Here is an 11,598-nt window from a genome sequence, read left to right as displayed (position 1 = left end):
CCTTCCAGCGGGCCCTCCGGGCGCTTCGTTCTTTCGTGTTTCCAGCTTATCAGATGTTTTCCGCTCCGTTTTCCGGAGTTTCATTCATCCGATTTGGCTTTCGCCTTTCGGCGCTCCCGAACTCTATCAGAGTTTCTCGGTCCGTTTTCCCGGCCGTTCTCGAATTCGCATTCGTATTCGAGGACCGCCTTGGGGCTCGTCCCGTGGGGCAACCCGGAGAACATTACGCACCGGGTCGCCCCACGTCAAACCAGCCTCAGCAGGTCAGGACGGGCTTCGGCGAAGAGGCCCAGGGCCGAGCTCAGACCTCGACGACGACCGGCAGGATCATCGGCCGGCGGCGGTAGTTGTCCGCGACCCACTTGCCGATGGTCCGGCGGACGAGCTGCTGCACCTGGCGGGGCTCCAGCACGCCGTCGCTCGCCGAGCGGTCCAGTGCCTCCTGGAGCTTGGCGACGACCGGCACGAAGGCGTTGTCGTCGATGCCGGAGCCGCGGGCCTGGATGGTCGGGCGCCCGACGATCTTGCCGTTGGTCGAGTCGACCGCGACGAAGACCGAGATGAAGCCCTCCTCGCCGAGGATCTTGCGGTCCTTGAGCGAGGCCTCGGTGATGTCGCCGACCGAGGCGCCGTCCACGTAGACGTAACCGGCCTGCACCTTGCCGACGATCCGGGCGACGCCCTTCTCCAGGTCGACGCAGACGCCGTCCTCCGCGATGACCACGCGGTTGCGCGGAATGCCGGTCGCGATGCCGAGCTCGGCAGCTGCCCGCAGGTGGCGCCACTCGCCGTGGACCGGCATCAGGTTGCGCGGCTTGCAGATGTTGAAGAAGTACAGCAGCTCACCGGCCGAGGCGTGGCCGGAGACGTGCACCTTGGCGTTGCCCTTGTGCACGACCTTGGCGCCCCAGCGGGTCAGGCCGTTGATGACGCGGTAGACGGCGTTCTCGTTGCCCGGGATGAGCGAGGACGCCAGGACGACGGTGTCGCCCTCGACGATGCGGATCTGGTGGTCGCGGTTGGCCATCCGGGACAGTGCCGCCATCGGCTCGCCCTGGGAGCCGGTGCAGATCAGCACGACCTCCTTGTCCGGCAGGTCGTCGAGCTGCTTGACGTCGACGACCATGTTGCCGGGGACCTTCAGGTAGCCCAGGTCGCGGGCGATGCCCATGTTGCGGACCATCGAGCGGCCGACGAAGGCGACCTTGCGCTTGTACTCGTGCGCGGCGTCCAGCACCTGCTGGATGCGGTGCACGTGGCTGGCGAAGGAGGCGACGATGATGCGCTTGTCGGCGTTCGCGAAAACGTTTCGCAGCGCGGCCGAGATGTCCCGCTCGTGCGGGATGAAGCCGGGGACCTCGGCGTTGGTGGAGTCCACCAGCAGCAGGTCCATGCCCTCTTCGGCCAGCTTGGCGAAGGTGGGCAGGTCGGTGAGGCGGCCGTCCAGCGGCAGCTGGTCCATCTTGAAGTCACCGGTGGCCACGACCATGCCGGCGGGGGTGCGGACGGCCACGGCGAGGGCGTCCGGGATGGAGTGGTTGACCGCGATGAACTCGCAGTCGAAGGGGCCGATGCGCTCGCGCTCGCCCTCCTTCACCTCCAGCACGTACGGCCGGATGCGGTGCTCGGCGAGCTTCGCCTCGATCAGGGCGAGGGTCAGCTTCGAACCGATCAGCGGGATGTCCGGGTTCTCCCGCAGGAGGAAGGGGACGGCGCCGATGTGGTCCTCGTGCCCGTGGGTGAGGACGATGCCGTCGACCTTGTCGAGGCGGTCCCGGATGTAGCTGAAGTCCGGGAGGATCAGGTCGACGCCGGGCTGCTCGTCCTCGGGGAAGAGGACACCGCAGTCGATGATCAGGATGCGGCCGCCGTACTCCAGGACCGTCATGTTGCGGCCGATCTCACCGAGACCGCCGAGCGGAGTGATGCGGAGGGCGCCCTCCTTCAGGGCCGGGGGTGCGCCGAGTTCGGGATGCGGGTGGCTCAAAAGACTCTCCTCACGACGCACGCCATATGCCTGGGGTCCTCCCCCTGGAGACATATGGCGTGCGTACTCAGTGTCGTTTTCCTACTGGGTCTGTGCTCTCGCGCCTTCGGTCCGGTCCAGCGGCGGACCCGGGTGGGTCCGGCGAGCCGGGGCGCGCACGTCTGTGTCTGCCTACAGGTGTACCCCGCCGGCGGCGAGATCCTGCTTCAATCGGTCGATCTCCTCGGGCGTCGCACCGACCAGCGGCAGTCGCAGCGGCCCGGCCGGCAGGCCCCGGAGGTCCAGCGCGGCCTTGGTGAGGATCACGCCCTGGGTGCGGAACATACCGGTGAACACCGGCAGCAGGCCCTGGTGGATCGCGGTGGCCTTGGCCACATCGCCGCTCAGGTAGGCCTCGATCATCGACTTCAGCTCACCGGCCACCACGTGCCCGACGACGCTGACCACGCCGACGGCTCCGACGGACAGCAGCGGCAGGTTGAGGATGTCGTCGCCGGAGTACCAAGCGAGGTCGGAGCGGGCGATCGCCCAGGCCGCGGCGCCGAGGTCGCCCTTGGCGTCCTTGTTGGCCACGATCCGCGGGTGCTCGCCGAGCCGGACCAGGGTCTCGTGGCTCAGCGCGACCCCGCTGCGGCCCGGGATGTCGTACGCCATGACCGGCAGGCCGGTGGCGTCGGCGACCTGCGTGAAGTGCCGGTACAGGCCCTCCTGCGGGGGCTTGTTGTAGTACGGCGTCACGACCAGCAGGCCGTGCGCCCCGGCGGCCTCCGCCTGCCGGGCCAGCTCGACGCTGTGGTGGGTGTCGTTGGTGCCGACCCCGGCCACCACGTGGGCCCGGTCCCCGACCGCCTCCACCACGGCGCGGACAAGCTGGGCCTTCTCGGCGTCGCTGGTGGTCGGGGACTCACCGGTGGTGCCGTTGACGACGAGTCCGTCGTTCCCGGAGTCGACGAGGTGCGTGGCGAGGCGCTGGGCGCCGTCGATGTCGAGTGCGCCGTCGGCGGTGAACGGGGTGACCATCGCGGTCAGCACCCGGCCGAACGGCGTCTGGGGGGTGGAGGTCGGAGCCATGCGTCCAAAGCTACTCGTAGGCGGTGGGGCGGTACCCATGCCGGTCCATGGTTCGGACAGGTGGAGCAGGTCGGGGCGGGGAGATGGGATTCCGGTGCTGCCCGCTCGGGGGTTCGGGCAGCACCGGAATCCGTGGTCACGAATGTAGGGAGCGGCTAGAAAAGCCGCAATCCAGACATGCCAGACACTCTGCCCATATGCCTGTCGTCCCAGGTCAGGGGGCGACTCGGCCGTGCTTCTCGAAAGCCGCATGGGTGAGCGGCATGAGCCTGGCCCACTGCTCCTCCATCTGCTCCGCGACCATCTCGATCTCGCGCTGCGGGAACGACGGCACCGCCGAGTTCTCCCGCCGGGTGCGCAGCGAGAGGAAGTGCATCAGCGAGCGCGCGTTGCAGGTCGCGTACATCGAGGAGAACAGGCCGACCGGCAGCACCGCGCGGGCGACCTCGCGGGCCACGCCGGCCGCCAGCATCTCCTGGTAGCGGGCGTAGGACTCGCGGTACGCGGCCTCCATGGCCGCGGTGGTGGTCTCGTGCTGCTCCGGGGTGCCCTGGTGGAACTCGTACTTGCCGGGGCGGCCCTGCTGGACCAGCTTGCGGTCCTCGGCCGGGACGTAGAAGACCGGCTCCAGCTCGCGGTAGCGGCCGGACTCCTCGTTGTACGACCAGCCGCTGCGGTGCCGGTGGAACTCGCGGAACACGAAGATCGGCGCGCTGATGAAGAAGGTCATCGAGTTGTGCTCGAAGGGCGTGCCGTGCCGGTCGCGCATCAGGAAGTTGATCAGGCCCTTGGACTTCTCCGGGTCCTGCTGGAGCGCCTCCAGGGACTGCTCGCCCGCAGTCGACACCCGGGCCGCCCAGATGACGTCCGAGTCCGCGGCGGCGCTGCGGACCAGGTCCACCGTCACGTCGCTGCGGAAGCTGGGGGCCGTCGGTTCGTCGCTCACGCGTTACTCCTTGCGGGTTCGGTGCTGTGCAGCTTGATGGCGTGCTGCATGGTCTTGCGGGCGCGCGGGGTGTCGCCGGCGTCGGCGTAGGCCACGGCGAGGCGGAACCACACCCGCCAGTCGCCCGGTACGGCCTCCGCCTCGGCCTGGCGGCGGGCGAACACCGCGTCGGCCGAGTCCCGGTCGATCCGCCCGCCGACGGTGCGCTTCAGCTCGTCCACCGGCAGGCCGCCCTCGGCCTCCAGCTCTCGGGCGAGCTGCTCGCTGGCCCGGCCGAAGCGGACGGTCTGGCGCAGGAACCAGACGCCGATCACCGGGATCACGAAGGCGCACAGGCCGATGCCGATGCCGAGCGGCTTGCCGGTGGCGACCAGTTGGACGCCCTCCCCCACGCAGACGAGGGCGACCAGCAGCAGCACGCCGGACAGGACGAAGAAACCGGTACGGGAGGTCATTTCGCGCTCCTGGAGTTCAACGGAGTCACAGGTCCAGGAAGTGTTCGAGGCCGAAGGTCAGCCCCGGCGTCCCGACGACCTTGCGCACGCCCAGCAGGATGCCCGGCATGAAGCTGCTGTGGTGCAGCGAGTCGTGCCGGATGGTGAGCGTCTCGCCGGTGTCGCCGAACATCACCTGCTGGTGGGCCAGCAGGCCGCGCAGCCGTACGGCGTGCACCGGCACCCCGTCCACGTCGGCGCCGCGCGCGCCGGGCAGGCTGTGGGTGGTCGGGTCCTGCTGCTTCGGGCGGCCGGCCTCGGCGCGGGCCGCGGCGATCAGCTGGGCGGTGCGGGTGGCGGTGCCGCTGGGGGCGTCGGCCTTGCGGTCGTGGTGCAGTTCGACCACCTCGACCGACTCGAAGTACCGGGCGGCGACCTGGGAGAACTTCATGCCGAGGATCGCGCCGATGGAGAAGTTCGGGGCGATCAGCAGGCCGAGGTCCGGAGCGTCCGTGAGCCAGCCGCGGACGGTGGCCAGCCGCTCGTCCGTCCAGCCGGTCGTGCCGGTGACCACGTGGATGCCGTGGTGGACGCAGTAGTCGAGGTTGCCCATCACCGAGTCCGGGTGGGTGAGTTCGACGGCCACCTGGGCCCCGGCCTCGGTGAGCTCCGCCGGCTTCGAGCCGCGGCCGAGGGTGGCCACCAGCTCCAGGTCCGGCGCGGCCTCGACGGCCTTGACCGCCTCCGAGCCGATCCGTCCGTTGGCACCGATCACGGCGACACGCAGCGTCATAGCGACATTCCTCTCCGGGAAGGCAATCTCAGGCCAGCAGATCGGCGAGCCGGGCGGCCCGCTTGTCGTTGACCGGACCGATCAGCGCCAGCGACGGCCGGTACGCGCCCAGCACATCACGGGCCACCGCGTGCACGTCCTCCAGGGTCACCGCCGCGATCCGCTCCAGCATGTCGTCCACCGACAGGTGGTGCCCGTAGCTGAGTTCGGCCTTGCCGATCCGGTTCATCAGCGAGCCGGTGTCCTCCATGCCGAGCACGGTGGAGCCGGAGATCTGCCCGATCGCGCGCTGCAGCTCCTCCTCGGTGATGCCCTCGGCGACCACCTTGGCCAGCTCGTCGCGGCAGATCCGCAGCACCTCCTCGACCCGCTTGGGCTGGCAGCCGGCGTAGATGCCGAACAGGCCGCTGTCCGCGTAGGAGGAGGAGTACGAGTAGACCGAGTACGCCAGGCCGCGCTTCTCCCGGACCTCCTGGAACAGCCGCGAGCTCATCCCGCCGCCCAGGGCCGCGTTGAGCACGCCCATCGCCCAGCGGCGCTCGTCGTGCCGGGGCACCCCGGGCACGCCCAGCACCAGGTGGGCCTGCTCGGTGGAGCGGTTGAGCACCTCGACCTTGCCGTTGGTGCGCAGCGCCTTGACGCCGCGGCGGGCCTCGGCGGGCGCCGCGGTGGAGCGGGCCAGCACCGGGGCGAAGGCCTCCTGCACCTGCTTGACGACCTTGCGGTGGTCCAGGTTGCCGGCCGCGGCGACGACCAGGTTCTCCGGGCGGTAGCGGCGGTGGTAGAAGCCCGCGATCTGCTCCCGGGTGAGCGCCTTGATGGTCTCCTGGGTGCCGAGGATCGGACGGCCGAGCGGGCCGCTGCCGAAGATCACCTTGGCGAACAGGTCGTGGACGACGTCACCCGGGTCGTCCTCGGCCATCGCCATCTCCTCGAGGATGACGCCGCGTTCGGCGTCGACGTCCTCGGAGCGGATCAGCGAGCCGGTCAGCATGTCGCAGACCACGTCGATGGCCAGCGGCAGGTCGGTGTCCAGGACCCGGGCGTAGTAGCAGGTGTTCTCCTTCGCGGTGAAGGCGTTCATCTCGCCGCCGACCGCGTCCAGGGCCGCCGAGATGTCCAGCGCGCTGCGCCGCTCGGTGCCCTTGAAGAGCAGGTGCTCCAGGTAGTGGGTGGCGCCGTTGAGCTGCGGGGTCTCGTCCCGCGAGCCGACGCCGACCCAGATGCCGAAGGTCGCGGAGCGCACCGTCGGCAGGGTCTCGGTGACGACCCGCAGGCCGCCGGGCAGGACGGAGCGGCGCACCGTGCCGGCGCCGTCGACGCCCTTGAGCAGGGTCCGGGTGGTGCCGGGACGCTGCTTTACCGCCGGGGCCTGGGCCACGGTGGGTACCTCCAGAGGAAACGCACGTGGAATGGCACGTACGGACGAACGCGTGGACAACAGGGTGCGGCCCGCACGCCGGGAGGCGTACGGGCCGCAAGGGGTCAGCTAGCGGCGCTTCACTCGGAAGCGGCCTCGCCGCCTTCCTCGCCCTCGATGACCGGGATCAGCGAGAGCTTGCCGCGCGGGTCGATCTCGGCGATCTCGACCTGCACCTTGGCGCCGACGCCGAGGACGTCCTCGACGTTCTCCACGCGCTTGCCGCCGGCCAGCTTGCGGATCTGCGAGATGTGCAGCAGGCCGTCCTTGCCCGGCATGAGCGAGACGAACGCGCCGAACGTCGTGGTCTTGACCACGGTGCCCAGGTAGCGCTCGCCGACCTCCGGCATGGTCGGGTTGGCGATCTGGTTGATCGTGGTGCGGGCGGCCTCGGCGGCCGGGCCGTCGGAGGCACCGATGTAGATGGTGCCGTCGTCCTCGATCGTGATCTCGGCGCCGGTGTCCTCCTGGATCTGGTTGATCATCTTGCCCTTGGGGCCGATGACCTCGCCGATCTTGTCCACCGGGATCTTGATGGTGATGATGCGCGGCGCGTTCGGGGACATCTCGTCGGGCGAGTCGATGGCCTCGTTCATCACGTCGAGGATGTGCAGGCGCGCGTCCTTGGCCTGCTTCAGCGCGGCGGCCAGCACGGAGGCCGGGATGCCGTTCAGCTTGGTGTCGAGCTGCAGCGCGGTGATGAAGTTGCGGGTACCGGCGACCTTGAAGTCCATGTCGCCGTACGCGTCCTCGGCACCCAGGATGTCGGTCAGCGCGACGTAGTGGGTCTCACCGTCGATCTCCTGCGAGATCAGACCCATGGCGATGCCGGCGACGGCGGCCTTCAGCGGCACACCGGCGTTCAGCAGCGACATGGTCGAGGCGCAGACCGAGCCCATCGAGGTGGAGCCGTTGGAGCCGAGCGCCTCGGAGACCTGGCGGATGGCGTACGGGAACTCCTCGCGGGTCGGCAGGACCGGGAGGATGGCGCGCTCGGCCAGGGCGCCGTGGCCGATCTCGCGGCGCTTGGGGGCGCCCACGCGGCCGGTCTCGCCGACCGAGTACGGCGGGAAGTTGTAGTTGTGCATGTAGCGGCGACGCGTCTCCGGGGAGAGCGTGTCGAGCTGCTGCTCCATCCGGAGCATGTTCAGCGTGGTGACGCCCAGGATCTGGGTCTCGCCGCGCTCGAACAGGGCCGAGCCGTGGACGCGCGGGATGGCCTCGACCTCGGCGGCCAGGGTGCGGATGTCGGTGACACCGCGGCCGTCCATGCGGACCTTGTCCTTGATGACGCGCTCGCGGACGATCTTCTTGGTCAGCGCGTTGTAGGCGGCGCTGATCTCCTTCTCGCGACCCTCGAACTCGGGGAGCAGCTTCTCGGCCGCGACGGCCTTGACGCGGTCCAGCTCGGTGTTGCGCTCCTGCTTGCCCGGGATGGTGAGGGCCTGGGCCAGCTCGTCCTTGACGGCGCTGGTCAGCGCGGCGAGGACGTCGTCCTGGTAGTCCAGGAAGACCGGGAACTCGGCGGTCGGCTTGGCGGCCTGGGCGGCCAGCTGCGCCTGCGCGGCGCACAGCACCTTGATGAAGGGCTTGGAGGCGTCGAGACCGGCGGCCACGACCTCCTCGGTCGGCGCCTCGGCGCCGCCCTCGACCAGCTTGATGGTCTTGTCGGTGGCCTCGGCCTCGACCATCATGATCGCGACGTCGCCGTCCGGCAGGACGCGACCGGCGACGACCATGTCGAAGACGGCCGACTCCAGCTCGCTGTGGGTCGGGAAGGCGACCCACTGGCCGTTGATCAGCGCGACGCGGACGCCACCGATCGGGCCGGAGAACGGCAGGCCCGCCAGCTGGGTGGAGGCGGAGGCGGCGTTGATCGCGACCACGTCGTACAGGTGGTCGGGGTTGAGCGCCATGACGGTGCAGACGACCTGGACCTCGTTGCGCAGGCCCTTGACGAAGGACGGGCGCAGCGGGCGGTCGATCAGGCGGCAGGTGAGGATCGCGTCCTCGGAGGGCCGGCCCTCACGACGGAAGAACGAGCCGGGGATGCGGCCGGCGGCGTACATCCGCTCCTCGACGTCCACCGTCAGCGGGAAGAAGTCGAAGTGCTCCTTCGGCTGCTTGGAGGCGCTGGTGGCCGACAGCACCATGGTGTCGTCGTCCAGGTAGGCCACGGCGGAGCCGGCGGCCTGACGGGCCAGGCGGCCGGTCTCGAAGCGGATGGTACGGGTGCCGAAGGAACCGTTGTCGATTACGGCTTCGGCGTAGAACACGTTCTCTTCCACCTGGAAGATCTCCTCTTTCGTACGTCTCCGGGAAAGCGTCCCCGCGCAGTGCCTCGCGTTGGCTCCGGGGCCCTCTTGCCAGGGAGGGCGGCAGTCGGGCCGGTCTTCGATCGAAGCCTCCGGGGTGCCCCGCTCGGCTGCGGGGGTTCCGGGGGCCACTACCGAGGACCGGCGCCTCACGACTGCCGGGCCGGGACGGGCGGTCCGCGTCTGGACGCTCTCTCGGATGCGGGCGGCTTCCGTTTGAAGCCTTCGTCCCGCGGGGGGTTCGGGCTGTCTGCCCGGGTGGCGCGCTGCTGCGCCATCACCCGGCATGCCCACAACCCTACGGTGCAATCCTCGGCCACCTGGGGAGGTGCGCGCGAGTTGTTGTGTCAAGGTGCCGCGGTCGAACCGCCGCGGCATACGCGCGAGGGGCGGCTCCCCGGTGTGGGGAGCCGCCCCGAGCGGCGGTCTTAGCGGGCGCCACCGGCGGCACCGCGGCGGATGCCCAGACGGTCGACGAGCGTACGGAAGCGCTCGATGTCCTTCTTGGCCAGGTACTGCAGGAGCCGGCGGCGCTGGCCGACCAGGATCAGCAGGCCACGACGCGAGTGGTGGTCGTGCTTGTGGAACTTGAGGTGCTCGGTCAGGTCCGAGATGCGGCGGGAGAGCATGGCCACCTGGACCTCGGGGGAACCGGTGTCGCCCTCCTTCTGGCCGAACTCGGCGAAGATCTGCTTCTTGACGTCAGAGGCGAGAGCCACTGCAACTCCTTCAAGGTCTACCGAGCGGTCCTGGTCGACTGCACAGGGCTCTGCGAGAACTCGGTGTCGTGAGCGCGTCCTGCGGTCTGCTACCCGTGGGGGGCGGACACACTGCTGCACTCGGAGGCCAAGCGTACCAGTGCCGCCCCACCCGGCCGGGCGACGGGTGGGGCGGCACCGGTCGGCGGCGGTCAGCCGGTGGCGCCGCGGACCAGCCGGTAGACGTTCAGGACGGCGAGCGCCAGCGGGACCAGTGAGATCAGGGTGAGGCTGTCCACCAGGTCCAGGATGCGGCCCCAGAACGGGGAGACGCCGAGCCGGGGCACCACCAGCGCGATCGCGGTGAGCAGCGCGGCGCCGAAGGCGATGGAGGTGGCCAGCCAGATCGTGCGCAGGTCCAGCTCGGTGCCGGAGCCGGCCGCCCGCAGGATGAACGCCGGGGTGTGCAGGGACAGCCCGACGATCAGCAGGCACAGGCCGAGCAGCCCGGCGACGGTGAGGCTGAGGACCTGGGCGGTGTAGCGGAACAACCGGGCGCGCAGCATGGTCGCGATGCCCAGGGTGAGCGCCAGCAGCTCCGGGAAGGTCCGGTCGGTGAAGGAGAGGACGGCGCAGGCGCCGACCACGACCGCGGCGCAGCCGCCGACCAGGCCGACCAGCACCTCGTGGCCGCGGCGGGCCTGGTGGGCGATCCGCTCGTACTCGACGGCCTCGGCGCGCTCGGCCTCCTCGTCGTAGTCGCGGCTGCGGGTGCGGGTCTGGCCGGGGGCACTGAAGCCGACCGGGAGCCGGGCGAAGCGGGCGGAGAGGCTGGGCAGGAAGCCGACCGCGGCGACCGCGGCGACGCCGGTGACGGCGGCGATGTTCCCGGCCGGGGTGTCGGGCATCAGTACGGCGGTGAAGGTGGCGAGCGAGCCGGCGGTGGCGACGAAGGCGGCGGCGACGAACACCGCGTCCTTCTCCGGCAGCAGTCCGGCCAGCAGCACGGCGATCACCAGGACGGTGACGCAGCCGGTCAGGAACTGCAGCCGGCCGGGGCCGTCCCACGGATGGGCGACGGCGATGACGCCGCTGCCGGCGATCATGGCGTGCGGCAGGGCGCCGAGGCCGAGCGCGACCGCGGCGTGGGGGTCCTGGTAGACCCGGGCGCGCACCCCGGCGAGCGCGGTGAGCACGACGGCGGCGACGCCGGCCAGCACGCCGGGCAGGCTGTGCATGTCGTGGCGCAGGTCGGAGAACCAGAGCGCGAAGCCGAGCAGGGCGAGCAGCACCCCGGCGCCGATCAGGCCGAAGCCGCGCATCAGGTCGACGGTCCAGAACCGGCGGTCGGCCTCGACGGCGCTGGCGATGGCGTCGGCGACGTCGTCGTAGACGGCCGGCGGCAGCGACTCGGCGAAGGGGCGAAGCGCCAGCAGGTCGCCGTCGCGGACCTGCTGGGCGGCCAGTGACAGGCTGCTGTCGAGCACGGTGCCGTCGCGGCGGACCAGGTGGAAGCCGGTGGGAGTGCCGTCGGGCTGGCTCTGCTTGGCCAGGCGCAGCACCTCGGGGTAGACGTCGGCGAGGGCGACGTCCTCGGGCAGGGCGACATCGATCCGGCGGTCCGGGGCGACGACGGTCACCCGGCAGTAGCCCGTGGCGGCAGCCGCGCTCATGCGCCCACCTCGCCGCGCCCGGCAGGGGCACTCGCCCACACGCACCTTTCGATGGTGAGCTCGCTCCGCTCACTCACGACGACACCTCGATCCTTCGACGCACTGGGCGCTCCCCCTGTATTGACGGTGCCGCGGCACGGCGGCGCGCGGTGTGGCTGTGGAACCGGCCCGGCCGGGCCGCGAGTTGGCGCGGCGTTACCCTACCCGCTCGGTTCGTGCCCTCCGTCGCCGCGGGGCGGGGCCCGGTGCCGCCCCGGGGCG

9 protein-coding genes are annotated in these 11,598 nt (G+C 70.5%); all 9 read right to left on the bottom strand.

What is annotated here, in order from left to right; translation table 11 throughout:
- Nucleotides 1-301: 301 nt before the first annotated feature.
- Entirely contained in the window at nucleotides 302-1,987 is a 1,686-nt protein-coding gene (locus tag ACFWIS_RS32795; RefSeq protein ID WP_380460456.1) for a ribonuclease J, read from the bottom strand.
- Nucleotides 1,988-2,158: 171 nt separating this feature from the next.
- Complete coding sequence (dapA, locus tag ACFWIS_RS32790) at nucleotides 2,159-3,058, bottom strand: 4-hydroxy-tetrahydrodipicolinate synthase (RefSeq protein WP_380460458.1); 900 nt, start codon at nucleotides 3,056-3,058, stop codon at nucleotides 2,159-2,161.
- 214 nt (nucleotides 3,059-3,272) lie between these two features.
- A complete protein-coding gene (gene thyX / locus ACFWIS_RS32785; protein ID WP_380460460.1) occupies nucleotides 3,273-4,004 on the bottom strand; it encodes an FAD-dependent thymidylate synthase in 732 nt (243 codons plus the stop codon).
- Nucleotides 4,001-4,459, bottom strand: a complete 459-nt coding sequence (locus ACFWIS_RS32780) for a hypothetical protein (RefSeq protein ID WP_380460462.1) — start codon at nucleotides 4,457-4,459, stop codon at nucleotides 4,001-4,003. Before ACFWIS_RS32780 ends, thyX begins: the two co-directional genes overlap by 4 nt.
- Nucleotides 4,460-4,484: 25 nt before the next feature.
- Nucleotides 4,485-5,231, bottom strand: a complete 747-nt coding sequence (gene dapB / locus ACFWIS_RS32775) for a 4-hydroxy-tetrahydrodipicolinate reductase (protein WP_380460464.1) — start codon at nucleotides 5,229-5,231, stop codon at nucleotides 4,485-4,487.
- Between the two features lie 28 nt (nucleotides 5,232-5,259).
- On the bottom strand, nucleotides 5,260-6,612 hold the full coding sequence (locus tag ACFWIS_RS32770) for a M16 family metallopeptidase (RefSeq protein ID WP_380460466.1): 1,353 nt from the start codon (nucleotides 6,610-6,612) through the stop codon (nucleotides 5,260-5,262).
- Between the two features lie 119 nt (nucleotides 6,613-6,731).
- Nucleotides 6,732-8,939, bottom strand: a complete 2,208-nt coding sequence (locus ACFWIS_RS32765) for a polyribonucleotide nucleotidyltransferase (RefSeq protein WP_380460468.1) — start codon at nucleotides 8,937-8,939, stop codon at nucleotides 6,732-6,734.
- A 455-nt stretch (nucleotides 8,940-9,394) separates the two neighbouring features.
- Nucleotides 9,395-9,685 carry a 30S ribosomal protein S15 gene (gene rpsO / locus ACFWIS_RS32760; protein ID WP_188302791.1) on the bottom strand — a complete coding sequence of 97 codons (291 nt, stop codon included), beginning with the start codon at nucleotides 9,683-9,685 and terminating at the stop codon, nucleotides 9,395-9,397.
- A 191-nt stretch (nucleotides 9,686-9,876) separates the two neighbouring features.
- Nucleotides 9,877-11,337, bottom strand: coding sequence for a type VII secretion integral membrane protein EccD (eccD, locus tag ACFWIS_RS32755; RefSeq protein ID WP_380460470.1), 1,461 nt, complete (start codon nucleotides 11,335-11,337; stop codon nucleotides 9,877-9,879).
- Nucleotides 11,338-11,598 lie beyond the last annotated feature (261 nt).

Origin of the sequence: Kitasatospora sp. NPDC127060, assembly GCF_042724935.1 — a bacterium.
Lineage (GTDB): Bacteria > Actinomycetota > Actinomycetes > Streptomycetales > Streptomycetaceae > Kitasatospora.
This window is presented reverse-complemented; position numbering and strand designations above follow the sequence as displayed.